The 24,679-nt window shown below is 64.3% G+C and carries 25 protein-coding genes; 17 read left to right on the top strand and 8 right to left on the bottom strand.

Features of this window, described 5'->3' with window-relative positions; genetic code table 11:
- Nucleotides 1-10: 10 nt before the first annotated feature.
- Complete coding sequence (locus AC07OE_RS17565) at nucleotides 11-979, bottom strand: Bug family tripartite tricarboxylate transporter substrate binding protein (protein ID WP_495071861.1); 969 nt, start codon at nucleotides 977-979, stop codon at nucleotides 11-13.
- 217 nt (nucleotides 980-1,196) lie between these two features.
- Here AC07OE_RS17565 and AC07OE_RS17570 point away from each other — a divergent pair, with 217 nt between their 5' ends.
- From AC07OE_RS17570 to groL, 3 genes are all read left to right on the top strand, one after another.
- Nucleotides 1,197-1,487, top strand: a complete 291-nt coding sequence (locus AC07OE_RS17570; protein ID WP_495071862.1) for a hypothetical protein — start codon at nucleotides 1,197-1,199, stop codon at nucleotides 1,485-1,487.
- Between the two features lie 206 nt (nucleotides 1,488-1,693).
- A complete protein-coding gene (gene groES, locus AC07OE_RS17575; protein WP_094477374.1) occupies nucleotides 1,694-1,987 on the top strand; it encodes a co-chaperone GroES in 294 nt (97 codons plus the stop codon).
- A gap of 77 nt (nucleotides 1,988-2,064) precedes the next feature.
- Nucleotides 2,065-3,714, top strand: a complete 1,650-nt coding sequence (groL, locus tag AC07OE_RS17580) for a chaperonin GroEL (protein ID WP_495071863.1) — start codon at nucleotides 2,065-2,067, stop codon at nucleotides 3,712-3,714.
- Nucleotides 3,715-3,844: 130 nt separating this feature from the next.
- Here the strand turns inward: groL and AC07OE_RS17585 are convergent, their stop codons facing one another.
- The 4 genes from AC07OE_RS17585 to tal form a co-directional block, all read right to left on the bottom strand.
- Nucleotides 3,845-4,495: an HAD family hydrolase gene (locus AC07OE_RS17585; protein WP_495071864.1), complete on the bottom strand. Its 651-nt coding sequence runs from the start codon at nucleotides 4,493-4,495 to the stop codon at nucleotides 3,845-3,847.
- Complete coding sequence (locus AC07OE_RS17590) at nucleotides 4,492-5,742, bottom strand: winged helix-turn-helix domain-containing protein (protein ID WP_495071865.1); 1,251 nt, start codon at nucleotides 5,740-5,742, stop codon at nucleotides 4,492-4,494. Before AC07OE_RS17590 ends, AC07OE_RS17585 begins: the two co-directional genes overlap by 4 nt.
- Nucleotides 5,743-5,883: 141 nt before the next feature.
- On the bottom strand, nucleotides 5,884-7,452 hold the full coding sequence (gene pgi, locus AC07OE_RS17595) for a glucose-6-phosphate isomerase (RefSeq protein WP_495071866.1): 1,569 nt from the start codon (nucleotides 7,450-7,452) through the stop codon (nucleotides 5,884-5,886).
- 12 nt (nucleotides 7,453-7,464) lie between these two features.
- Entirely contained in the window at nucleotides 7,465-8,412 is a 948-nt protein-coding gene (gene tal, locus AC07OE_RS17600; RefSeq protein WP_495071867.1) for a transaldolase, read from the bottom strand.
- A gap of 142 nt (nucleotides 8,413-8,554) precedes the next feature.
- On the opposite strand from tal, the gene zwf reads away from it, so the two are divergent.
- Together zwf and AC07OE_RS17610 are read left to right on the top strand one after the other, a co-directional pair.
- The gene (gene zwf / locus AC07OE_RS17605; RefSeq protein ID WP_495071868.1) at nucleotides 8,555-10,021 is read left to right on the top strand and encodes a glucose-6-phosphate dehydrogenase; all 1,467 of its coding nucleotides are present in this window, start codon (nucleotides 8,555-8,557) and stop codon (nucleotides 10,019-10,021) included.
- A 5-nt stretch (nucleotides 10,022-10,026) separates the two neighbouring features.
- Nucleotides 10,027-10,875, top strand: a complete 849-nt coding sequence (locus AC07OE_RS17610) for a MurR/RpiR family transcriptional regulator (RefSeq protein WP_495071869.1) — start codon at nucleotides 10,027-10,029, stop codon at nucleotides 10,873-10,875.
- A 122-nt stretch (nucleotides 10,876-10,997) separates the two neighbouring features.
- Here AC07OE_RS17610 and AC07OE_RS17615 read toward each other — a convergent pair whose 3' ends face one another.
- Nucleotides 10,998-11,975, bottom strand: a complete 978-nt coding sequence (locus AC07OE_RS17615) for a porin (RefSeq protein ID WP_495071870.1) — start codon at nucleotides 11,973-11,975, stop codon at nucleotides 10,998-11,000.
- A gap of 223 nt (nucleotides 11,976-12,198) precedes the next feature.
- On the opposite strand from AC07OE_RS17615, the gene coq7 reads away from it, so the two are divergent.
- Entirely contained in the window at nucleotides 12,199-12,837 is a 639-nt protein-coding gene (gene coq7 / locus AC07OE_RS17620) for a 2-polyprenyl-3-methyl-6-methoxy-1,4-benzoquinone monooxygenase (protein WP_495071871.1), read from the top strand.
- A 7-nt stretch (nucleotides 12,838-12,844) separates the two neighbouring features.
- On the opposite strand, the gene AC07OE_RS17625 is transcribed toward coq7, so the two are convergent.
- Nucleotides 12,845-13,294: an OsmC family protein gene (locus AC07OE_RS17625; RefSeq protein WP_495071872.1), complete on the bottom strand. Its 450-nt coding sequence runs from the start codon at nucleotides 13,292-13,294 to the stop codon at nucleotides 12,845-12,847.
- Nucleotides 13,295-13,418: 124 nt separating this feature from the next.
- Between AC07OE_RS17625 and ilvA the strand changes: the two genes are divergently transcribed.
- Nucleotides 13,419-15,041 (top strand): threonine ammonia-lyase, biosynthetic, encoded by a 1,623-nt coding sequence (gene ilvA, locus AC07OE_RS17630; RefSeq protein ID WP_495071873.1) that lies wholly within the window; start codon nucleotides 13,419-13,421, stop codon nucleotides 15,039-15,041.
- Nucleotides 15,042-15,087: 46 nt separating this feature from the next.
- On the opposite strand, the gene AC07OE_RS17635 is transcribed toward ilvA, so the two are convergent.
- The gene (locus AC07OE_RS17635) at nucleotides 15,088-15,705 is read right to left on the bottom strand and encodes a type II secretion system protein N (protein ID WP_495071874.1); all 618 of its coding nucleotides are present in this window, start codon (nucleotides 15,703-15,705) and stop codon (nucleotides 15,088-15,090) included.
- An 81-nt stretch (nucleotides 15,706-15,786) separates the two neighbouring features.
- Between AC07OE_RS17635 and gspG the strand changes: the two genes are divergently transcribed.
- The 10 genes from gspG to AC07OE_RS17685 are packed head-to-tail and all read left to right on the top strand — an operon-like array spanning nucleotide 15,787 to nucleotide 24,624.
- Entirely contained in the window at nucleotides 15,787-16,218 is a 432-nt protein-coding gene (gspG, locus tag AC07OE_RS17640) for a type II secretion system major pseudopilin GspG (protein WP_495071912.1), read from the top strand.
- The gene (locus AC07OE_RS17645; RefSeq protein WP_495071875.1) at nucleotides 16,215-16,646 is read left to right on the top strand and encodes a GspH/FimT family pseudopilin; all 432 of its coding nucleotides are present in this window, start codon (nucleotides 16,215-16,217) and stop codon (nucleotides 16,644-16,646) included. Before gspG ends, AC07OE_RS17645 begins: the two co-directional genes overlap by 4 nt.
- Complete coding sequence (gspI, locus tag AC07OE_RS17650; protein WP_495071876.1) at nucleotides 16,643-17,011, top strand: type II secretion system minor pseudopilin GspI; 369 nt, start codon at nucleotides 16,643-16,645, stop codon at nucleotides 17,009-17,011. The genes AC07OE_RS17645 and gspI overlap by 4 nt, the downstream gene beginning before the upstream one ends.
- The gene (locus AC07OE_RS17655; RefSeq protein WP_495071877.1) at nucleotides 17,011-17,688 is read left to right on the top strand and encodes a PulJ/GspJ family protein; all 678 of its coding nucleotides are present in this window, start codon (nucleotides 17,011-17,013) and stop codon (nucleotides 17,686-17,688) included. Before gspI ends, AC07OE_RS17655 begins: the two co-directional genes overlap by 1 nt.
- Nucleotides 17,685-18,638, top strand: a complete 954-nt coding sequence (gspK, locus tag AC07OE_RS17660) for a type II secretion system minor pseudopilin GspK (RefSeq protein WP_495071878.1) — start codon at nucleotides 17,685-17,687, stop codon at nucleotides 18,636-18,638. The genes AC07OE_RS17655 and gspK overlap by 4 nt, the downstream gene beginning before the upstream one ends.
- 23 nt (nucleotides 18,639-18,661) lie before the next feature.
- A complete protein-coding gene (gspL, locus tag AC07OE_RS17665) occupies nucleotides 18,662-19,846 on the top strand; it encodes a type II secretion system protein GspL (protein WP_495071879.1) in 1,185 nt (394 codons plus the stop codon).
- Nucleotides 19,843-20,316 carry a type II secretion system protein M gene (locus tag AC07OE_RS17670; RefSeq protein WP_495071880.1) on the top strand — a complete coding sequence of 158 codons (474 nt, stop codon included), beginning with the start codon at nucleotides 19,843-19,845 and terminating at the stop codon, nucleotides 20,314-20,316. The genes gspL and AC07OE_RS17670 overlap by 4 nt, the downstream gene beginning before the upstream one ends.
- Before the next feature lie 14 nt (nucleotides 20,317-20,330).
- A complete protein-coding gene (gspN, locus tag AC07OE_RS17675) occupies nucleotides 20,331-21,149 on the top strand; it encodes a type II secretion system protein N (protein ID WP_495071881.1) in 819 nt (272 codons plus the stop codon).
- A gap of 55 nt (nucleotides 21,150-21,204) precedes the next feature.
- Nucleotides 21,205-23,232, top strand: coding sequence for a type II secretion system secretin GspD (gspD, locus tag AC07OE_RS17680; protein ID WP_495071882.1), 2,028 nt, complete (start codon nucleotides 21,205-21,207; stop codon nucleotides 23,230-23,232).
- 3 nt (nucleotides 23,233-23,235) lie between these two features.
- A complete protein-coding gene (locus AC07OE_RS17685) occupies nucleotides 23,236-24,624 on the top strand; it encodes a GspE/PulE family protein (RefSeq protein ID WP_495071883.1) in 1,389 nt (462 codons plus the stop codon).
- The last annotated feature ends 55 nt before the right edge of the window (nucleotides 24,625-24,679 follow it).

Here is a 24,679-nt window from a genome sequence, read left to right on the forward strand (position 1 = left end):
GCCTGGCGCCTTATTCGATCTTGGCGCCCGATGCCTGGACGATGACCTTCCACTTCGCATAGTCAGTCTTGAGCAGGCTGGAGAACTGTTCGGCTTTCATCGCAAGGGGTTCTGCGCCCTGGGCCTGGATGGCGGACTTGACTTCCGGGTTGGCCAGTAGCTTGTTGATCTCAGTATTTAGCGTGGTAACCACCGCAGCGGGCGTGCCCGCTGGCACAAAGACGCCGTACCAGGTGCTGACATCAAAGTCTTTGTAGCCCGACTCGGCCACGGTGGGAACATCGGGGAGCGAGCTGCTGCGCGCAGCCGAGGTCACCGCCAGGGGACGCAGCTTGCCTGCCTTGATTTGCGCAATGGCCGAGGGCACCGAGGACACCAGCAGGTCAATATTGCCGGCCAACGCGTCCATCAGCGCGGGGTTGGAGCCTTTGTACGGAATGTGGCGAATCTTGATGCCGGCCGCCTTTTCAAACAAATCACCCGCCAGATGGATCGTGGTGCCATTGCCGGGCGAACCATAGGTGATGGCGTCGGGCGCAGCCTTGGCCGCGGCCACCACATCGGCCAGGGTCTTGAAGCGCGAACCGGTGCTGGTCGCAATCACCACGGGGGTGTAGGCCACATGGGCTACCGCGATCAGGTCCTTGGTCGGGTCCCAGGGCAGGTTACCATACAGCCAGGGGGCCACGACCAGGTTGTCTTTCTGGCCCATCACGATGTCATACCCCGTGGGCGCCGCCTTGACAATTTCGCTGATACCGATGGTGCCGCCGGCACCCGCGCGGTTGTCGGGCACCACGGTCCAGTGGTTCATCTCGGTCAGCTTGTTGGCCACCAGGCGCGACAGGATGTCGGTCCCCCCGCCCGGCGGGAATGGAACCACCATGCGAATGGGTTTGGCAGGGTAACTGCCCTGTGCAAATGCAGCGGGCAGCGCCGCTGCAGAAACCACGGCGATTGCAAGCAACTTTTTCAGCATGGTGAATCCCAGAAGGTAGGCGGTGAAGACAGTCTGCGTCCCGTGCACACCGCACGGGCCACTCATTCTGCCTCACGACCAGCCACACGGCGCAGGGCGGGCCACGCCTTGGGCGATGGTGCCCGCGCCGAAATAGGGGGAATTTTCCACGCGATTGAAAGAAACTAGGGTTTACCCTATACTGCAGTGCAACATCGTTCTTTCTGGAGAAGCCACCATGACCACCACGACCCTGCAGAACCGCCCCTTTGCGCAAACCGCCCGCCCCAGCGTCGGCGAAGCCTTGCAAGCACTGGGAGTGTCGGCCCGGAACCTGGCATCGGCGCTGTGGAACACGGCGACCACACGCACGGTGGTGCAGACCGAGGCGCCCACGGCACAGGACGAAGTGACCTACTTGCGCAGCCTGGCAGACGCAGCCGTCGCCAAGGACCCCGGCTTTGCACAAGACCTGTACGCCATGGCGGACCGGGTGGAGCGCGAAGCACTGGCAAACCACGCTGCCTGATCCCCCACGGGCCCTGCGGCCCGCACTAAATTCCACGCCATCTTCGGATGGCGTTTTCATTGGTGCCCTTGAAAGCACCCCAAAAGCCCTTATCATTAGCACTCGTTGAGGATGAGTGCTAACAGCACCCATCCCACAAGTTCATGTGTGCCCACCTCTGGATGGACACCTGTTCCCTTTCTGTTTCAAAACCTAGGAGATTCCTCATGAAACTGCGTCCTTTGGCAGACCGCGTGATCGTCAAACGCGTCGAAAGCGAAACCAAGACTGCCTCCGGCATCTACATCCCCGACAACGCAGCCGAGAAGCCTGACCAAGGCGAAGTGCTGGCGGTAGGCCCCGGCAAGACCAACGACAAGGGTGAAACCAAGGCTTTGACCGTCAAGGTCGGCGACCGCGTGCTGTTCGGCAAGTACTCCGGCCAGACCGTCAAGGTGGACGGCGACGAGCTGCTGGTCATGAAGGAAGACGACCTGTTCGCAGTCGTTGAGTCCAAGTAATCACTATCAAATCAATAGCTGGCTGCGCAATATCCACGCTGGCTGGCGGTTTATTTAACCTTTATTAGGAGCCTAACATGGCAGCAAAAGACGTAATTTTCGGCGGCGAAGCCCGCGCACGCATGGTTGAAGGCGTGAACATTTTGGCCAACGCGGTCAAAGTGACCCTGGGCCCCAAGGGCCGTAACGTGGTGCTGGAGCGTTCTTTCGGCGCCCCCACCGTGACCAAGGACGGTGTGTCCGTGGCCAAGGAAATCGAGCTGAAGGACAAGCTGCAAAACATGGGTGCGCAGATGGTCAAGGAAGTCGCTTCCAAGACCTCTGACAACGCGGGCGACGGCACCACCACCGCTACCGTGCTGGCCCAAGCCATCGTGCGCGAAGGCATGAAGTACGTGGCCGCTGGCATGAACCCCATGGACCTGAAGCGCGGTATCGACAAGGCTGTGACCGCCCTGATCGAAGAGCTGAAGAAGGCTTCCAAGCCCACCACCACGTCCAAGGAAATCGCCCAAGTCGGTTCCATTTCCGCCAACTCTGATTCCTCCATTGGCGAAATCATCGCCAACGCGATGGACAAGGTCGGCAAGGAAGGCGTGATCACCGTGGAAGACGGCAAATCCCTGCAAAACGAACTGGATGTCGTCGAAGGCATGCAATTCGACCGCGGCTACCTGTCCCCCTACTTCATCAACAACCCCGAAAAGCAAGCGGCTTTGCTGGACAACCCCTTCGTGCTGTTGTTCGACAAGAAGATCAGCAACATCCGTGACCTGCTGCCCACCCTGGAACAAGTGGCGAAGGCTGGCCGTCCCCTGCTGATCATTGCTGAAGATGTCGAAGGCGAAGCCCTGGCAACTCTGGTGGTGAACACCATCCGCGGCATCCTGAAGGTTGTTGCAGTCAAGGCTCCTGGCTTCGGCGACCGCCGCAAGGCCATGCTGGAAGACATCGCCATCCTGACGGGCGGCAAGGTCATCGCTGAAGAAGTGGGTCTGACCCTGGAAAAAGTGACTTTGGCTGACCTGGGTTCCGCCAAGCGCGTGGAAGTGGGCAAGGAAAACACCATCATCATCGACGGTGCTGGTGCTGCTGCCGACATCGAAGCCCGCGTGAAGCAAGTGCGCATCCAGATCGAAGAAGCAACGAGCGACTACGACCGTGAAAAGCTGCAAGAGCGCGTGGCCAAGCTGGCCGGCGGTGTTGCCGTGATCAAGGTGGGCGCTGCTACCGAAGTCGAAATGAAGGAAAAGAAGGCCCGCGTGGAAGACGCCCTGCACGCTACCCGCGCTGCTGTGGAAGAAGGCATTGTGGCTGGTGGTGGCGTGGCTCTGCTGCGCGCCAAGCAAGCGGCTGGCACCATCAAGGGTGACAACGCTGACCAGGAAGCCGGTATCAAGCTGGTCCTGAAGGCCATCGAAGCGCCCCTGCGCGAGATCGTCTACAACGCCGGTGGCGAAGCCTCTGTGGTGGTGAACGCTGTGTTGGCCGGCAAGGGCAACTACGGCTTCAACGCTGCCAACGACACCTACGGCGACATGATCGAAATGGGTATCCTGGACCCCACCAAGGTGACACGTACTGCACTGCAGAACGCTGCCTCCGTGGCATCCCTGATGCTCACGACCGAGTGCATGGTGTCCGAAGCGCCGAAGGAAGAGTCCGGCGCTGGCGGCGGCATGCCTGACATGGGCGGCATGGGTGGTATGGGCGGCATGGGCATGTAATTGCCCACGGCCTGAGGGCGCAAGCCCTCCTGCTGCCAACAAGAAAGCCCCGCAAGGTTTTGCCTTGCGGGGCTTTTTTACGTCTGTATTACTATGTTTTTGATAGCTGCTTGCGCAATAAATACGGGGGCTAGAGGCCGATTTTGCTTAAACCCCAGGCCTGCAGATCCTGCGTGACCTGGGTGGCATTTTTGAAGTGGATGCCGTGCCAACCCTCGGCACGCGCGGCTTCGATGTTGCCCAGCAGGTCGTCGATGAACACCGTCTTGGCTGGGTCCAGTGCATAGCGGCTTTGCAGCAGCTGGTAGATGGCGGGCTCGGGTTTGATGAGCAGCACATCGCCCGAAAAAATGCCGCCGTCAAAATTCAGCAGAAAGGTGTGCAGATGCTCCAGCGTGCGCGCATAGGGCACGGGCATGTTCGACAGGAAGTAGAGATGCAGCGGCTCGCCACCCCGGGTCTGTTGCTGGGTGCGCAGTGCATCCAGCCGGTTCAGCAGTGCCATGGACTCGGGCATGGGAACCAACCGTTCACCGATGCTCTCCACCAGCTTTGTCAGCGCCGCCCGGTCCAGCCCCAGGCGGGCGACGGTACGGTCTATCACCTCGGGCATGGAGACCGCACCGCGATCGAACCCCTGCCAGTCGGCGTGGCCGAACACCTCGTGCGCCAGGTGACCGGCCTGCGCGGCTGTGGGCGCGCGTTCGGGAAAGCATTCGGCCACCAGGTCCACCGGGCGCCAGGTGAACAGCACCGCACCAAAGTCAAACACCACGTTCATGCGTCAGGTCTTTCGAGTTTCAAATTCTTCAGGGCACGCCGCAATGGGGCGGCCAGCTTGGCGGGTTGCGTCTGGGTGATGCGCACCTGCGGCGTGCCGTGCCAGCTGGCGCTGCGCTGGATGGCGTGAGCCACGTTAGCGATCTGCTCGTCGGTCCACACCAGGCCGGGCTGGGCATACAGGGCCCGCACCTCAAACACGCCATCGGCACGGTGCGCCTTGGCGTCCAGCCGGCCTATGAGTTCGCCACGGCACAAAATGGGCAGCACAAAATAGCCGTAGACACGCTTCTCTTCAGGCGTGTAGCACTCCAGCCGGTAGTCAAAATCAAATAGGGTGGAACCACGCTCGCGGTCCCACACCACGGGGTCAAACGGCGACAGCAGCGCAGTGTGCGTGGCCTGCAGCGTGCCGGCGCGGGCCTTCTTCAGCAGTGCGGCATGGCTGGCGTGCACATAGCCGGGCGCGTCCCAGCCGTCCACTGCCACGCGCTCCAGGGTGCCGGTGCCCACCAGTACGTCCAGGTCCACATCCTTGAGTCGAGGCTTGGTACGGAAGTAGTCGTGGATCCAGCGCGCCTGGGTGATCCCCAGCGCCGTGACCGATTTTTCGATGAGTTGCGCATGCAGCGCAGCCTCGCTGTGCTGGGGGGTGTGCTGTAGCAGCTGGGGCGCCACGCGTTCGCTGAGGTCATACACGCGGTGGAAATTCTCGCGCCGCGCAATCATCAGTTCGCCCAATGCAAACAGGGCTTCCAGCCAGCGCTTCTCGTCCTTCCAACCCCACCAGGCGCCGCCCTTGCCCTCGGGCCGTTCAAAGTCGGATGACTTCACCGGTCCATTCGCGCGGATGTGTTCCAGCAACTTGTCCAGGTGCGGGCGCTGCGCCGCATGGCTCTCTGCTGCCTTGGCCAGACCCCAGTGGCGGCGGGTATGGCGGTTGTAGCTGCGGTGGACGTGCAGGTCCTCCACATGCGCAAAGCAGGCCTCGTGGGCCCAGGTTTCAAACACCTGGGCGGCGGCCAGCGTGTCTTCCAGCCATTCGCGTGGGTAGTCCCCCAAGCGGGAATGCAGGACAAGGTAGGGACTGCGCGACACCACATGGATGGTGTCGATCTGCAGCAGCGCCATGCGCTGAATGCAGGCCGCCACGTCAGCGCGTTTGGCGACCCGCGTGGGTGGCTGCAATAGGCCCTGCGCTGCGAGGTGCAAGTTGCGGGCTTGCGCAAGCGAAAGGGAAATACTCATGGAGAGATGAGATCTACGCCACCCAACGCCCCGCAGCATGCAGGGGCGCGGTGGCGGGCGATTTCTGCGCGTTTGGCAGTATGAGCCCGCCGCCGTGCGCCTGCGTGCTGTGCGAGTGCCAGACAACGCACAGGCAAAGGGTCAGCTCCGCAAGCGCGCCAGCAAGCCGGCGGTGGAGCCATCCAGCCCAGTGACATCACCCGAGGCCAGGCGCGGCTCAATCTCCTTGGCCAGCACCTTGCCGAGCTCCACGCCCCACTGGTCAAAGCTGTTGATGCCCCACAGGCTTCCACTCACAAACACGCGGTGCTCCTGCAATGCAATCAGCGCGCCCAATGCGGCGGGGGTCAGGTCATCCAGCAACAGGAAGGTGCTGGGGCGGTTGCCCGTGAAATGCTTGTGGCCGCCGGCATCGCTCTTGCCCTGCAGCAGGGCCTGGGCTTGCGCCAGCACATTGGCCAACAGCAGCGGCTGATGGCCCTTCAAGTCGTGACGCGCATTTTTGACGGCGATGAACTCCATGGGCACCACGTCGGTCCCCTGGTGCAGCATCTGGAAATAGGCGTGCTGGCCGTTGGTGCCAGGCTCGCCCCACAACACGGGCGAGGTGCCAAACGGCAGCGCTTCGCCCGAGGCGTCCACGCGCTTGCCATTGCTTTCCATCTCCAGCTGCTGCAGGTAGGCCGGCACGCGGCGCAGCGCGCTGTGGTAAGGCGCAATGCTGCGGCTGGTGAAGCCGTGGAAGTTGCGGTACCAGATGTCCAGCAGACCCAGGCGCACCGGCAGATTGCTTTCCAGCGGCGCGGTGCGGAAGTGCTCGTCCATGGCGTGCGCACCGGCCAGAAATTCGCGGAAGCCCTGAGCGCCGATGGCGATGGCAATCGGCAGGCCAATGGCCGACCACATGGAATAGCGGCCGCCCACCCAGTCCCAAAAGCCAAAGGTGGTGGTGATGCCAAAGGCATTCGCCGCGGGCACGTTGGTCGTCAGCGCGGCAAAGTGGCGCGCAATGTCGGTGCCGCCCTGCGATTCGAACCAGGCCTTGGCCGAGGCGGCGTTGGTCATGGTCTCGATGGTGGTGAAGGTCTTGCTGGCGATCAGGAAGACCGTGCTCTCGGCCTTCAGGTGCGGCAGCTTGGCGGCCAGTTCATGGCCATCCACATTGCTCACGAAATGCAGGCGCTTGCCGGTGGTGGCAAAGGCGTCCAGCGCCAGCACCGCCATTTGCGGGCCCAGGTCAGAGCCGCCAATGCCGATGTTCACCACGTCGGTGATGGCTTGATCAGCCCGCACCTTTTCGGCGTAGGCCAGCATGGCGTCCAGCGTAGCATGCACCTTGGCCTGCTCACCCGCTACAAATTCCGTAGCTGCTCCCGCATAGTTGACGGGGGCTCCGGGTGGATTTCGCAACAGAACGTGCCAGACCTCGCGTTGCTCGGTGTTGTTGATCTTCTGGCCCGCGAACATCGCGTCGCGGTGTTCCAGCACGCCGCTTTGGCGCGCCAGGTCGAACAACAGGGCTTCGGTCGCCGCGTCGATGCGGTTCTTCGACAGGTCGGCAAACACATAAGGCGCCTCCTGGCTGAAGCGGCCAAAACGCTGAGCGTCGGCCTTGAAGGCCTCGCGCACATCCAGTGCTTTGCCCGACGCATCGTAGGCAGCTTGCAGAGCACCCCAGGCGGGCGTGCGGTCACAACGGGTACGTGCCATGTCGCCCGCCCCTTACGCTGCCAACAACAGCTGTTCCAGCTTCACAGCGTCCACGCAGAACGCGCGGATGCCTTCGGCCAGCTTCTCGGTCGCCATGGCGTCGTTGTTCAGCGCGAGGCGGAAGCTGGCTTCGTCGTAGCTCACGTGCTCCAGTGCCAGGTCCTTGGCCGTATCGGCGTTCAGGGCCTGGGTCAGCGGTGCGTCGGTGGCGGCCAGGATGGCCAGCAGGTCGGGGCTGATCGTCAGCAGGTCGCAACCGGCCAGGGCCGTGATCTGGCCCACGTTGCGGAAGCTCGCGCCCATCACCTCGGTTTGGATACCGAACTTCTTGTAATAGTTGTAGATCTGCGCCACGGACTTCACGCCGGGGTCGTTCGCAAGCGCGTTGTCGGCTTCCACCCAGGCGGCGCCGGCGTTCTTTTTGTACCAATCGTAGATACGGCCGACAAACGGGGAAATCAGCTGCACCTTGGCCTGGCCACACGCCACAGCCTGGCAGAACGCGAACAGCAGGGTCAGGTTGGTACGGATGCCCTTGCGCTCCAGTTGCTCGGCGGCCTTGATGCCTTCCCAGGTGGAGGCGACCTTGATCAGCACGCGGTCGGAATGGATGCCTTGGGCCTGGTACAGCTCGATCAGGCGTTCGCCACGGGCCACGGTGGCGTTGGTGTCAAAGCTCAGGCGGGCATCCACTTCGGTGGACACGCGGCCAGGGATGATGGAGAGGATTTCGCAGCCAAAGCGCACCAGCAGACGGTCCACGATCTCGTCCATGGCGCGGCCACGAAACTGGTTCACCGTATCTTTCACCAGGGGGGCGTAGTCGGCCTTCTGCACCGCCTTCAGGATCAGCGAAGGGTTGGTGGTCGCATCCTGGGGCTTGAAAGCGTCCAGCTGTTTGAAGTCGCCGGTGTCAGCCACCACGGTGGTGAATTGTTTGAGTGCGTCGAGTTGGTTCATGGAGGGCGCGGGCCAAAGGCCAAGGTTGAAGACTAGGGATAAACCAGCAATCTCTTGCAGTTTGTCCCCTTGAATTATCAATGAAACAAAGTTACATTACAACGTCATCTTTCATGTAACTCTTAAACGTACCACCTGTCTTATGAGCTTTGATCTAGTCATGTTTGGCGGCACCGGCGATTTGGCCTGGCGCAAGTTGATGCCCGCGTTGTTCCAGGCGTTCCGCCACGGCTCCCTGCCAGAAGGTGGACGCATCATCGGCGTCGGCCGTGACAGCCTGAGCCACGAACAATACCGCGCGCTGATCCAGTCCCGCTTCGAGAAGGTGGAACTGGCCAAGCGCCCCAGCGCTGAAGAGTTTGCCCGCTTTGCCGCCATCCTCGAATTCCAGCGCATGGACCTGTCCAAGCCCGATGATTACGCGGCCCTGGCCGAAACCCTGAACACCCGCAATGCCGACAGCGTGGTGATCTACGTGGCCACTGCGCCCAGCCTGTTCACCAATGTGTGCGAACAGCTGGCCGCTGCCGGTCTGAACACGCCCAAGACCCGCGTGGTGCTGGAAAAGCCGTTGGGCCATGACCTGGCGTCCAACCGCGCGATTAACCAGACGGTGCGCCGCTTCTTCGAAGAGAAGCAGATCTTCCGCATCGACCATTACCTGGGCAAGCCTTCGGTGCAGAACCTGTTTGCCATGCGCTTTGGCAACGCCTTGTTTGAACCACTGTGGCGCCGTGAACACATCGCCAACATCCAGATCACCATCGCCGAAGACCTGGGTGTGGAAAGCCGCGGCGCGTTTTACGAGACCACCGGCGCGCTGCGCGACATGGTGCAAAACCACGCGCTGCAACTGCTGTGCGCGATTGCCATGGAACCTCCGATCAACTCGCACGCCGACGCCATTCGCGACGAAAAGCTCAAGGTGTTGCGTTCGCTCAAGCCCTGGACGGCGGAGACGCTGAAACAGGACGTGGTGCGCGGCCAGTACTCCGCGGGTACCAGCGGCGGCAACAAGGTGCCGGGCTACCGCGAAGAAACCGGTGTCAATCCCAAGAGCAACACCGAGACCTTTGTCGCCCTGCGTACCGAGATCGCCAACTGGCGCTGGGCGGGCGTGCCGTTCTACATCCGCACGGGCAAGCGTCTGGCAGGTCGCGATGCGCGCATCGTCATCAACTTCCGTCCCACGCCGCACGCCATCTACGATTCCAACGAAGGCGCAGCCAACCGTCTCATCATCAACCTGCAACCCAAAGATGGGCTAGAGCTGCATTTGCTGGCTCAGGGCCAGGACAACCGCCAGTCGCGCACCACCGCTTCGCAAACGCTGGCGCCCGTACAGCTGGACTTGGACTTTGACAAGCGCTTTGGTTCTGAACGCGTGGGCGCCTACGAACGCCTGCTGCTGGACGTGATTGACGGTCGCCTAAACCTCTTTGTGCGCAGCGACGAGCAAGAAGAAGCCTGGCGCTGGGTCGAGCCCATGCTGGAACACTGGGCGGCGGACACGCAAGGTCCGCGTCTGTACGCGGCTGGCACTTGGGGCCCTAGCGCCTCCAGCGCCATGATTGCACGCGACGGCTTCTGCTGGAGCGAAGAAAGCTGAACCCTATGTTGGACCGAATCAAAGCCTCGCTGCCATCCCTTGCACCCGCCGAACAGCGGGTGGGCAAACTCTGCCTGGCAGACCCCCGCGCATTTGCCAAGCTGCCCGTCAGCGAGTTGGCCGATCGCGCCCATGTGAGCAAACCCACGGTGGTGCGGTTTTGCCGCAGCGTAGGCTATGACGGTCTTTCGGATTTCAAGCTGAAACTGGCGGGCACCGTCAATGAAGGCGTGCCCTTCATCCACCGCAGTGTGGACGCTGACGACAAGGTTGGTGATGTCATGGTCAAGGTCATCGACAACACGGTAGCTGCCTTCCTCAAATACCGCAACGACGCTTCCACGCTGGCCATCGACAAGGCCGTCACAGCGCTGGTCGATGCTTACAGCGCTGGCAAACAGATCCAGTTCTTTGGTGTCGGCAACTCCGGCATCGTGGCGCAAGACGCCCAACACAAGTTCTTCCGCCTAGGCATCAACACCACCGCATACAGCGATGGCCACATGCAAGTCATGAGTGCTTCCATCCTGGGGCTTGGCGACTGCGTGGTCGTCATCAGCAACTCTGGCCGCACGCGCGACCTGATGGACGCCTGCGACATTGCCCGCAAAAACGGCGCCACCACCATCGTCATCACCGCCAGTGGCTCGCCCTTGGCCAGCGCTGGCCACATTCACCTGAGCGCCGACCACCCTGAAGGCTTCGACCGCTACAGCCCCATGGTGTCACGCCTGCTGCACTTGATGATCATCGACATCCTCGCCACCTGCGTGGCCCTGCGCATTGGCAGCAACAAGCTGCAGCCTCTGCTGCGTGAGATGAAACACAACCTGCGTAATAAGCGCTACGCCTAAGCTTTTAGGCAAGCCTCCGCGGCTCGGTTTCCCATTTTTAAAACACCCATAAAAAAAGCCTGCCGGTTGCCCGGCAGGCTTTTTCACATTTCAAATCCAAGCTGGCTTACGCCAGCCGTGAATTAGAAGGAGTGAGACAGGTACACGCGGAAACCTTGCTGAGATTCCACTGGAGCAGCTGTGGAAGCAGTAAGAGCTTGCTTCCAGGAAGCGTAGCTGGTGGAAACGTTGGTGCGCTTGCTCAGATCGTACTGAACGCCCAGAGAGTAGCCGGTCACATCTTGTGTATTAGTACGAGTACGTTGACCGTAGTCGATACCGAATGTCAAAGCGCCAGCGGGCACTTTCAAACCGATCAAAGTTTCAGTATCAGTAACGCTCGTAGTGGTGCTCAGGTTGGAGTAACCACCGCTCAAGCGAGCCACGCCAAAGTCGTAACCAGCAGACAGGCGGTAACGGTTCTTGTTGATGTTGGATGTCACGTCGGTGTCATTTTGACGACCCCAGTTAGTGGCATCCAGCTTAGCAGCCAAAGGACCAGCAGCGTATGTTACGCCAATAGTGAACGAAGGTTGTGCACCAGCGGTACCGGAGGAACCTTGGCCCAGGCCAGCGGAGTCGTCACCAGCGGCAGCGCCACGGTCAACGTAAGAAGCACCCAGAGTGAATGCAGAAGACAAAGGCACTGCCAGAGCCAGCACGTCGATAGTGGTGGAACCAGAAATCACCTTGCCGTCCAGACCGTAGCCGGAAGCGCCAGAAGAACCGATAGCCAGCAGGCCGTTGGTGGATTCAATAGTACCGCCGGTCAGCGTGAAAGCGCTGGTACCGATGGATACGGAAGCAGTGTTACCAACAACGGCTTGCTTACGGTTAGCGTTGCTGATGCCCATCTTGGCAGAAGCCTTCAGGCCACCACCCAGATCTTCGGAAGCTGCGAAGTTGATGTCGGAAGTGTCTGTACCGATACCAGAAGACTGAGCAACGCCGCCACCGGAAGTTTGTGCGTAACCGAAGGTGTAGTTACCAGAGATGGTAGCTTGAGCGAAGGAAGCGCCGGAAGCAGCCAGAACTGCCAAAGCGATGAGGGTCTTTTTCATGTAGAAATACTCCAAGGTTAAACATAGGGCTCCGGACCGATTGTTCGGAACCCCGGGCCAACCTCCTTGTCCAGGAAGTTGTAGCTATTGCACCAGACCGCCCCTGCTTTGGCAAAGAAAACAGACAAAAAATCTGCTCTTTCGAAGTTACCGTTGTTGGGTTGCAACAATTTGTTTGTCCTAGCGCAGAACCCCAAAACTGCCGCCCCGCTAGACTCAGTCCATGCCTACTCGCCACACCCCTCTAGATAGCGTCCTGGCTACGGCCGACGCCGCGCTACGCACCCTGTTTGCCCAGCCACACGCCGCACATCCCTGCCCCACCGTGCCAGAACATGCATCCACATTGACGGACGACGAGAAACGCAAAGCGGCAGGGTTGATGCGGGTAAACCATGTGGGGGAGGTCTGTGCACAGGCGCTGTACACCGCCCAGGCCTTGGCCACACCCAACGCCGGTCTGCGGGCGCACTTTACACAGGCCTCGCTGGAAGAAACCGACCATTTGGCCTGGACGGCCCAACGCCTGGAGGAACTGGGAGCACGGCCTTCACTGCTGAACCCGTTGTGGTACGCCGGCGCGTTTGGACTGGGACTGCTGGCTGGACGCATGGGCGATGCCGTCAGCTTGGGATTTGTGGTGGAAACGGAGAAACAGGTGGGTGCCCACCTGCAGAGTCACCTGACTCTGCTGCCAGAGGGGGACCACGCTTCGCGCGCCATCGTGGCGCAAATGCACGATGACGAGCTGCGTCATGCCCAAGATGCGCTGGCCGCAGGCGCTGTGGAGCTACCTCCGCCCGTAAAGGAATTAATGCGCGCCGCCGCCAAGGTGATGACCACTGTGGCGGAGCGGATTTAACGACTGTTTACGCCTCGACCAGGTCGAACCCGGTCGTGATCTCCGCCGTTTTGCCCAGCATGATGCTGGCGGAACAATATTTTTCGTGGCTCATCGCAATGGCACGCTCCACAGCGCTGGCGGGAATGCCCTTGCCGGTCACGGTGAACTGCATGTGGATCTTGGTGAACACCTTGGGATCGACCTCGGCGCGCTCGGTGGTGAGCTTGACGGTGCAGCCACGGATGTCATGGCGGCCGCGCTTGAGAATCAGCACCACGTCATAGGCGGTGCAGCCGCCAGTGCCGGCCAGCACGGTTTCCATAGGGCGTGGTGCCAAGTTTTGGCCACCATTCTCGGGCTTGGCAGCGTCAGGCGCGCCATCCATCGTCAAGATATGGCCGCTGCCCGTCTCGGCTACAAAGCCCATCCCTGAACGGGTATTCAAGGCGCCGGTCCAGCTCACTGTACATTCCATGGTTCTCATCCTTCAATAAATTGCCCCGCGCGGGGCCAAAAACAGTCCGCTACAATGCAATCTAGCAGCCCCGCGCGGAGCTGTCCAATTGCGTTTTCGCATATTCATATCGGAGTGTAGCCCCGTGAGTTCCCCCCAGCAGACCCCAGCCCCCCACCTCACCCCGGCGGATTACCTCAAAAAGATCCTGACAGCGCGCGTCTACGACGTGGCCAGCGAGACCGCGCTGGAGCCCGCCCGCGCCCTGAGCCGCCGCCTGCACAACACCGTGCTCTTCAAGCGCGAAGACCAGCAACCCGTGCGCAGCTTCAAGCTGCGCGGCGCCTACAACAAGATGGCGCAGATGCCGCCCGAGCAAATCGCCAAAGGCGTGATCTGCGCGTCGGCCGGCAACCACGCCCAAGGTGTGGCCCTGTCCGCCAGCCGCATGGGAGTGCGCTCGGTCATCGTGATGCCCACCACCACGCCGCAGCTCAAGGTGGATGCGGTACGCGGCTTTGGGGGTGAAGTGGTGCTGTTTGGCGAGAGCTATTCCGACGCCTATGGCCACGCGGTGACCTTGCAGGAAAAGGAGGGCCTGACCTTTGTCCACCCGTTTGACGATCCGGACGTGATCGCGGGCCAGGGCACGGTAGCGATGGAAATCATGCGCCAGGTGCAGACCTTGGGCGCCGACAAGGCGGCCAAGTCCGGCCACAAAACCGGCAGCAAAACCGGCCCCGGCCTGGACGCCGTGTTTGTGGCCATCGGCGGCGGCGGCCTGATCTCGGGCGTGGCCAACTACATCAAGGCTGTGGCGCCAGGCGTCAAGGTCATTGGTGTGCAGATGAACGACTCCAACGCCATGATCCAGTCGGTGGACGCCAAGCAGCGCGTGACGCTGCCCGACGTGGGCCTGTTCTCCGACGGTACGGCCGTGAAGCTGGTGGGCGAGGAAACCTTCCGCATTGCCAGCAACCTGGTGGACGACTATGTGACCGTGGACACCGATGCGGTGTGCGCAGCCATCAAGGACATCTTCGTGGACACCCGCTCCATCGTGGAGCCCGCCGGCGCGCTGGCCGTGGCGGCCATCAAGCAGTACGTGGCCACGCACAAGACCAAGGGCGAGACCTACGCCGCCATTTTGTGCGGCGCCAACATGAACTTCGACCGCCTGCGTTTTGTCGCCGAGCGCGCCGAGGTGGGCGAGGAGCGCGAAGCGCTGTTTGCGGTGACGATCCCCGAGGAGCGCGGCAGCTTCAAGCGCTTTTGCGAGCTGATTGGCGAGCTGCCGGGCGGCACACGCAATGTGACCGAGTTCAACTACCGCATCAGCGACGCGGCCAAGGCCCATGTGTTTGTGGGCCTGAGCACGCAGGGCAAGGGTGAATCGGCCAAGGTGGCAAAGAACTTCGAGAAGAACGGCTTCCAGACCCTGGACCTCACGCACGACGAGCTGGCCAAGGAGCACATCCGCCACATGGTGGGTGGCATCTCCAGCCTGGCACAGGACGAACGCCTGCTGCGCTTTGTGTTCCCCGAACGGCCCGGCGCGCTGATGAAGTTCCTGAGCCTGATGCGCCCGGGCTGGAACATCAGCCTGTTCCACTACCGCAACCAGGGTGCCGACTACGGGCGCATTCTGGTAGGCCTGCAAGTGCCTGCGGCGGACAACCAGGCGTTTGCCCAGTTTCTGGAAACGCTGGACTACCCGTATGTGGAAGAAACCGCGAACCCGGTGTACCGTATGTTCCTGCAGCGCTGAGCGCTTGCTACCAAAAAAGTAGCTGCTCGCGCATATTCCACGGGGGCTAGGGCGCTGTTTTCCCTTTGATGGTAAGCGCGGGGGTGGCAGTCAGCGTATCGACAGGTTTGCCAGATGCGGATTGGGCTGCCGCCACAGCGGCCGCCATGGACTGGGCGGGCGCAGCTACCGCCGCTTTGGCCACTGGCACCGCCGCGGCAGACACACCCAGTGGCGCCTGCACCAAGGCCGGCAGCTCCAGCACCATTTCCGCACCGTTGCGTGCCAGCGTGGCACGGCGCCCCTGCACCGACTGCAGCGTCCAACCATCCACCACCGCGGCACCCACGGTGTAGGGCTTGGCGGGCTTGCCATCCACCGACACCAGGGCTGCGCCTTTAGCGTTGGGCTGGGCTACTACGCCCATGAGCGCAAAGCGTGCCGACTCCAGCACCGGCGCGGCCTGCGCCGTTGCGGGGGCATCGCCTATTGCTGCACCGCCCAGTGCGCGGGCCACGGCCACAGCATCCGGCGCCACTACTGGGGCAACCACGGCTGCAATGCTGCTGGCCTGCACCGGCGCGGCCACGCGCAAACCCCATACAGCGGCGCTGGCAGCCGCCAGCGCCGCCAGGACGAATGCCGCCAAACGCGGCCACCACAGGGAAGGGGCAGACAGGACCATGCGGCGCATTATCATGGAAGGCCCATGCGCACTGCCTTGGCAGGCGCCCCGTCCAACGCACACCACCTCGGCTTCCACACCATGCGCATTGCCTCCCGCCCTACTGCACTTGCCCGCGGCTTTACCCTGATCGAGCTCATGGTGGTGCTGGTCATCATCGGTGTGCTGGCCGCGCTCATCGTGCCCAACGTGCTGGACCGTGCCGACGACGCCCGCGTGGCCGCTGCCAAAACCGACATTGCCAACCTCACCCAAGCGCTCAAGCTCTACAAGCTGGACAACCAGCGCTACCCCAGCGGTGAGCAGGGCCTGCAAGCTCTGGTGGCCAAACCCACCACCGGCGCAGTGCCGCCCAACTGGCGCCCCTACCTGGACAAGTTACCCAACGACCCCTGGGGCCGCGCCTACCTGTACCTGAGCCCTGGTCTCAAGGGCGAGATCGACGTGATGAGCTTTGGCGCCGATGGCCAGGCGGGCGGCGACGGCAAAGACGCCGACATCGGGAACTGGTGAGACCGCGCGGCTTCACCCTGCTCGAACTCCTGCTGGTGGTCGCCATCGTGGGAGTGGCCGCAGCGGGGGTGGCCTTTGCGCTGCGCGATGCAGCACAGTCCCAGTTGGACCAGGAAGCCCAGCGCTTGGCCGCGCTGCTGGAATCCGCCCGCGCCCAGTCCCGTGCCAGTGGTCGCCCGGTGCAGTGGCGCCCCACGGCACAAGGCTTTGTGATCGAAGGCCTGCCGCCAGTGAAAGACACACCGCCCCTGCCCACCACCTGGCAAACCGCGGGCACGCAAGCCCAAAGCGATGCCCTGCTGCTGGGCCCTGACCCCCTGCTGCCGCCCCAGGCCGTGCGCCTGTGGAAGCAGGACCGGCCAGAGCGTAGCCTGTGGGTGGCCACCGATGGCGTGCGGCCCTTTGCTGTGCGCAGCAGCGCGCCATGACCATTGCGCACCACAGACTGCAGGGCTTCACCCTGATTGAGGTGCTGGTGGCGCTGGCCATCGTGGCCGTGACGCTGATTGCGGGCCTGCAAGCCACCTCGTCCATGACGCGCAACACCAGCCGCCAAACCGAGCGTGTGCTGGCCCAGCTGTGTGCCGACAATGCGCTGGCCCAGGTGCGCCTCTCGCGCCAGCTGCCCGACGTGGGCGACAGCACTCGCACCTGCGAACAGGCCGGCCGCACGCTGGACCTGCGGCTGCTGGTGCAGCCCACACCCAACCCCAACTTCCGCCGCGTGGAAGCGCGCGTGGCACTGGACGGCATGCCCCTGCTTCAGCTGGGCACCGTGGTGGGGCGCTACTGATGCGAAGGCTTCGCGGCCCGCGCGGCTTCACCCTCATCGAGTTGCTCGTGGCACTGGGCGTGATGGCGCTGATGGCCGTCATGGGCTGGCGTGCACTGGCCGGCATGCAGCAGGCCATGGACAGCAACCGTGAACATGCCGACGCCGTGCTGGCGCTGGACGCTGGCCTCTCGCAATGGACCAGCGACCTGGACGCGCTGACCGAGCTGCCCCAAACCCGTACGCTGGAATGGGACGGCCGCGCACTGCGCCTGACACGCCGCGCCGCGTCGGGCGACAGCGCTGGTGCGCAGGTGGTGGCCTGGACGCGCGCCGAGCGCGAGGGCCGCGCCCAGTGGCTGCGCTGGCAGTCCGCCCCCGTGCGCACGCGGGAAGAATGGACCGCTGCCTGGGCCGCGGCCGATGGCTGGCTGCAGGGCGCTGGTGCCGACAGCGCCGACGGCGTGCGCATACGCGAGGTGCGCATTGCCGCCTTGGACCAGTGGCAGCTGTTTTTCTTCCGCGGCGGCGCCTGGAGCAACCCACTCTCCAGCGCGGGCAGCAATGCCGCAGGCGCCGAGCCCGCGGCCAATGTTCCCGACGGCGTGCGCTTGGTACTCACCGTGTCGCAACCCCACCCGCTGGCCGGCGCGGTGATACGCGACTGGGCACGCGCCAACAGCGGAGGCACACCATGATGCGCGGGCCGCGCCAACGTGGCGCCGCCATCCTCACCGCCATGCTGCTGGTCACACTGGTGGCGGCGATCAGCAGCGCCGCACTGTGGCAACAGTGGCGCACGCTGGAGGTGGAAACCGCCGAACGCCAGCGCACCCAGGCCAGCTGGATCCTGCAGGGCGCGGTGGATTGGGCGCGCCTGATCCTGCGCGAAGACGCGCGCACCGGCGCCATCGACCACCTGGCCGAACCCTGGGCCGTGCCCCTGCAGGACGCCAAGCTCTCAGCCTTTCTGGCCAGTGAAGGGACCGGTGCGCTGGATGCGCTACAGGACGCCAGCCTGTCCGGCCAGATCCTGGACCTCCAGGCACGGCTGAACCTGCTCAACCTGGTGCAAGAGGGGCGCCCCCATGCGGCCACGCTGCAGACCGTCACGCGCCTGTTTGAGGCGCTGCACTTGCCACCCACCGAGTCGCGAGTGCTGGTGCGCAACCTGCAGCTGGCGCTGGAGCCGCCCGACACCCCGACTGCTACCAACCAGCCGCACCCGCTGTTGCCCCGTAGTGCAGAGCAGCTGGGCTGGCTGGGCCTCTCACCTGCCACGGTGCGCGCGCTGCAACCCTACGTAGTGCTATTGCCCGAGCGCACACCGGTAAACCTCAACACTGCACCACCCGTACTGCTGCAGGCCTGCCTGGGCCTGGACGCAGCCGGTGCGCAGCGCCTGGCAACCGCACGCGTGCTCAACCCCTTCCACTCGCTGGCCGAGGCCGTGCAGGCCGCGGGGATGCCGGGCCTGGTCGCGGTGGACACGCAGCACAGCGTGAACTCGCGCTACTTCGAAGTGCGCGCACGCCTGCGCCTGGGCACGCTGGACACCCAGGAACGCACCGTGGTGCAACGCGAAGGCCTGCTGGTAAAACCCCTATGGAAAGAGCGTCTGGCGCCCGAGGTGGCGTCCGTACAATGAAACGCCCCTTTGCCCCCCCTTCCATGACCCGCCCGCTTGTCCTGTTGCCCTTGCCTGCCGACCTGACTGCCACCCCCGTGGCGCAGTGGGAATGGGTGGGCGCGGGAGCCGCACCGCGTGCCGGCCACATCACGGCAGTGGTGCCGGCACAGGCCTTGTCGTGGCACCGCGTGCAGCTGCCAGCGGGCGTGCAACGCCAGGGCCCGCGCCTGCGGACGGTGCTGGAGGGCCTGCTGGAGGACCAATTGCTGGACGACCCCGCCCAGGTGCACTTTGCCCTGGAGCCGGCGCCCGCCCTCCAAGGCCCCGTGTGGGTGGCCGCCTGCGCACGCACCTGGTTGCGCCAGGCGCTGCTGGCACTGGAGCAGGCAGGCCACCAGGCCAGCGCTGTGGTGCCTGAATGGGCGCCGCAAGCAGACACCAACACCCTGTGGGTCACCGGCAACGCCGACGCCGCCCAAGCCGTGTGGGTGGATGGCGATGGCGTGCACCTGCGGCCGCTATCGGCGAACCACCCGTCGTCCGCCGCCATTCCAGAATCCTGGCACCCGTTGACCGTGCAGGCTGAGCCCGCAGTGGCCGGTTTGGCCGAAGCTCTTCACCGCGGCGAGGTGCATGTGCTCTCGCGGGAAGAGCGCCTGCAGCACTGCACCCACAGCGACTGGGACCTGGCCCAGGGCGACATGGCACGCAGCCACCCGGCCACGCGCCGTCTGCAGCAAACCGCAGCCACCCTATGGCATGCCCCGCAATGGCGCCCGGCACGCTGGGCCGCCGCGGCCCTGCTGGGGGTGCAATTGCTCGGGCTGAACGTGGCGGCCTGGCAAGCGAACAGCCAGCTCGCACAGCAGCGCAGCGCCATGCAGGCCACACTGCTGGCCACCTTCCCCAAAACCCCCGTGGTGGTGGACGCCCCCCTGCAGATGGAGCGTGGCGTGGCCAGCTTGTGGCAGGCCAGCGGCAACGCTTCGGCACGCGACCTGGAGAGCCAGCTGGCCGCGCTGGGAGGTGTGGAGGGTTTTGAGGCGCTAGCCCCCGAAAAATCTTCGCCTGCAGCTATTGATTTCGTAGCAGGCTATCTGCGCGTGCGCGGTCTGACCCTGGCCCCTGAACAGCTGCCCGCGTTGCAAAACCAGTTGCAAGCACGGGGCTACAGTGCCCGCCAAGAAGGCGACACGCTACAGCTCAGCCCGCGGAGTACGCCATGAGCGCGTCGCTGCGCCGCTGGTGGGGCCAACGCGCTGCGCGTGAACAGCGCATGCTCGGCATTGCGATGGCGCTGGTCGCGGTGGCCCTGCTGTGGTGGGTGGGCGTGGCCCCGGCGCTGCGCAGCCTGCGCCAGTGGGAAACCCAGGCCCCGCGGCTGGAGGCCCAACTGCAAACCATGCGCAGCCTGCAGGCCGAGGCCCAGACCCTGCTGGCCCAACCCCCGCTGTCCAACGCTGCCGCCCAGCAAGCCCTGCAAAGCACGCTGGGCGGGCTGGGCACCAGCGGCAGCCTGGTGGTGCAAGGCACCCTGGCCACGGTCACACTGCGCGGCGCCAGCCCGCAGGCGCTGGCCCAATGGCTGGCCCGGGCACGTACCGAGGCGCGGCTGGCCCCCAGCCAGGCGAACCTGAGCCGCGATGCCAAGGGCAACTGGAACGGCACGCTGCAACTCCCCCTGCCGGGCAATTGACCGCACTCCACACCATGGCTGCCTTGTCCGCCCCCCTCTCCCTGGCTGCCCCACACCGGCGTGGCGCGCCATGGACGTGGGCCATGGCGGGTGTGCTGGCCGGCGGACTCATGGCCACCGCTCTTTTTGCGCCTGCGCGTTGGTTGGCCTGGGGCGTGGCACAGGCCAGCCAGCAGCGCGTGCAACTGCTGCAGCCCCAGGGCACCGTGTGGCAGGGCAGCGCCCAACTGGTGCTGGGAGCCGACCCCGCTGTGGCCACCGCACTACCCGGACGGCTGGAGTGGCGCCTGCGCCCGCAGTGGCTGGGTGCTGCGCTGCGTCTGCACGCGCCGTGCTGCATGACCACGCCCTGGGACCTGACCCTGGAGGCCGCTACGCGTGCCGTGCAATTGCGTACATCCGACCTCGACGCTGGGCAGGCCATCCGCCTGCCCAGCGCACTGCTGGCCGGCTTGGGCACGCCGTGGAACACCATCCAGCTGCAAGGCACGCTGGCCTTGCAGCCCCAGGGTCTGACCCTGCAATGGCAGCCCGGCGCGCTGGCGCTACAAGGCCGCCTGCAGATCGACGCGCTGCAGATGCGCACGCGCCTCACACCGCTGCAACCCGTGGGCAGTTACCGGATTGAACTGCTGGGCGGTGACGCGCCCACGCTGGCACTGCAAACGCTGGATGGCGCGCTGCAGCTGCAGGGCCGCGGCCAGTGGCTGCAGGGCCGGCTGCAATTTGAGGGCGAAGCGCGCGCCGCCGCAGGCCGCGAAGACGCGCTGGCCAATCTGCTCAACATCATCGGACGGCGCGACGGCGCGCGCTCCATCATCCACGTGGGTTAACCGCATGCACCAGTCCCCTTCCCTCTCTACCCTTCCGAAGCGCACGCGGCTTGCTATGCATTTGCTAGCTGCAGGCGCATTGTTCATGGGGGCTAGCGGCCTGTTTGGCACACAAGCGTGGGCGCAGACGGCTCCCGTGAAGCGCGGTGAACCCATCACCCTGAACTTCAGCAATGCCGACATCGAGGCCGTGGCCCGCACCATGGCCATGCTGACCGGGCGCAACGTGGTGGTGGACCCGCGCGTCAAAGGCACCATCACGCTGACCACCGAAGCCCCCGTGTCGCCCGCCGTGGCCTACAACCAGTTCCTGGGCACGCTACGCCTGCAGGGCTTTGCCGTGGTGCAGACCGAAGGGCTGGACAAGATCGTGCCAGAGGCCGATGCCAAGCTGCAAGGCGGCGTAGTCTCCGCCACCGATTCGGGCAGCCCGCAGGGCCCGGGCAACCAGCTGGTCACGCAGATCATCAAGCTACAGTACGAGAACGCCAACAACCTGGTGGCCGTGCTGCGCCCGCTGATCAACCCCAACAACCCCATCAACGTGAACCCCGCGACCAACTCGCTGGTGATCACCGACTACGCCGACAACCTGCGCCGCCTCTCGCGCGTGGTCGCGGCGCTGGATGTGCCCAATGCCACCGATGTGGAAGTCATCCCTGTGCAGCACGCCAACGCCAGCGATCTGGCGCCGCTGGTGCTGCGCCTGCTGGAGAGCACGGGCACGCCCGGTGGCGGCCAGGCCGACGCCAGCTTCAAGACCGCAGTGCTGGCCGAGCCGCGCAGCAACGCCCTCATCGTGCGCGCAGCCAACCAGGCACGCCTCACCCTGGCCCGCTCGCTAATCAGCAAGCTGGACCAGCCCACCGCGGGTGGCAACGGCGCAGCCGGCAACATCTATGTGGTCTACCTGAAGAACGCCAACGCCGCCCAGCTGGCCACCACGCTGCGCGCCGCCATCAGCAGCGAGGCACGGGCGCCCGTGGCCGCCACGCCAGCGCCCGCTGGCCCCGGTGGTGCCACCACCACGGCCGCGGCCAACGTGCCCAGCACGGGCGGCCAGATTCAGGCCGACCCGGCCACCAACTCGCTCATCATCACCGCCAGCGAACCGCAGTACCGCCAGCTGCGCGCCGTCATCGACAAGCTGGACGCACGCCGCGCCCAGGTCTATGTGGAAAGCCTGATTGCCGAAGTGAGCGCCGACAAGGCGGCCGAGTTCGGCATCCAGTGGCAGGGCGCGCTGGGCAATGCGGGCGACAGCGTGATTGGCCTCCTGGGCACCAACTTTGGCAGCGGTGGCAAGAACATCATCAACCTGGCCACGCAGGGTGCAACGGGCACGGTGGCGCCCTCGCGCGGGTTCAACCTGGGTGCCGCCAACAAGACCAATGGCGTCTACGTGCTGGGCTTTCTGGCGCGTTTCCTCGAAGAATCGGGCGCCGGCAATGTGCTCTCCACGCCCAACCTGCTGACGCTGGACAACGAAGAGGCCAAGATCGTCATTGGCCAGAACGTGCCCTTTGTGACGGGCCAGTTCACCAACACCGGTGGCGGCAACAACGGCACGGTCAACCCCTTCCAGACCATTGAGCGCAAGGACGTGGGCCTGACACTCAAGGTCAAGCCCCAGATCAGCGAGAACGGTACCGTGAAGCTGGCCATCTTCCAGGAGGTGTCCAGCGTGTTGGCCTCCACCGCCAACGCCACCAACGGCCCCACCACCAACAAGCGCACGATCGAATCCAACGTGCTGGTGGAAGACGGCGCCGTCGTGGTGTTGGGCGGCCTGCTGCAGGACGAGTACGCCGGCAACCAGGAAAAGGTGCCCGGCCTGGGCGACCTGCCCTTCTTCGGCAACCTGTTCAAGAGCGAAGCGCGCAGCCGCAAGAAGACCAACCTGATGGTGTTCCTGCGGCCCGTAGTGGTGCGCGACGCCGCCGCCAGCCAGGCCCTGTCCAACGACCGCTACGAGCAAATGCGCAGCGGCCAGCAAAGCGGCCAACCCGAAGCCAGCACACTGGTGCCCATCAACGAGGCACCGGTGTTGCCGGCGCTGCCAGCCAAACCGGCGGCCAAGTAGGCCATGCGCTACCCCCTGCCCTACGCCTTTGCCCGCACCCAGCAGCTGCTGCTGGAGGACGCCGACAGCACGCTGACGCTGTGGGTACATGCGGCCACGCCGCCTTCGGCGGTGGGGGAGACGCTGCGCAAGTACGCGGTGCACAGCGTGCAGACGCAGGATGCGGCGACGCTGACGCAGCGCATCAGCGCGGCCTATGCGCAGGGCGAATCGAGTGCGGCCACGGTGATGAGCGAGGTGCAGGGCGAGGCGGACTTCAGCCGCATGATGCAGGAACTGCCCGCGGTGGAAGACCTGCTGGAGACGGCGGACGACGCGCCCATCATCCGCATGCTCAATGCGCTGCTGACGCAGGCCGCGCGCGATGGGGCCAGCGACATCCATATCGAACCCTATGAGCGCCACAGCAGCGTGCGCTTCCGCGTAGACGGCACGCTGCGCGAGGTGGTGCAGGCGCACCGCGCGCTGCATGCGGCGCTGATCTCGCGCCTCAAAATCATGGCTGACCTGGACATCTCCGAGAAACGCTTGCCGCAGGACGGGCGCATCAGCCTGCGCATCGGCACGCGCGCGGTGGATGTGCGCGTGAGCACGCTGCCCAGCGCCCATGGTGAACGCGCCGTGCTGCGCCTGCTGGACAAGAGCCAGGACCAGCGCAGCCTGGAATCCGTCGGTATGCAGGGTTCGGTGCTGCAGCGTTTTGAGGGGCTCATCGCCCAGCCGCACGGCATCATCCTGGTGACCGGGCCCACGGGCTCGGGCAAGACCACCACGCTGTATGCCTCGCTCTCGCGGCTGGACGCGGCGCGGCAGAACATCATGACGGTGGAAGACCCCATCGAGTACGAGCTGCCCGGTGTAGGTCAGACCCAGGTCAACCCCAAGATCGACCTCACCTTTGCCAAGGCCCTGCGCGCCATCCTGCGGCAGGACCCGGACGTGATCATGATTGGCGAAATCCGCGACTTCGAGACCGCGCAGATCGCCATCCAGGCGTCGCTCACCGGGCACCTGGTGCTGGCCACGCTGCACACCAACGACGCGGCCAGCGCGGTGACGCGGCTCATCGACATGGGCGTGGAGCCGTTTCTGCTGAGTTCATCCCTGCGCGGGGTGCTGGCCCAGCGCCTGGTGCGCAAGCTCTGCACCCACTGCAACGGCAGCGGCTGCGCCCACTGCGGGCAGACCGGCTACGCGGGGCGCACCGGTGTGTTTGAACTGCTGGTGGTGACCGACGCGATTGCCGAGCTGGTGCACCACAACGCTTCCGAGGCAGAGATACGCGCCGCGGCCACCGCCGACGGCATGGTGCCGCTGCGCGCGGATGGCGAGCGCCTGGTGCTCAAGGGCATCACAAGCCGCGAAGAACTGGTGCGTGTGGTCAGGGACTGAATCCCCTCACCCAAAGAAAAAGGGCTGCCCATGGCAGCCCTTTTTGGTGTTGGGG

It is taken from the genome of Rhodoferax sp. GW821-FHT09E07, from assembly GCF_059416145.1.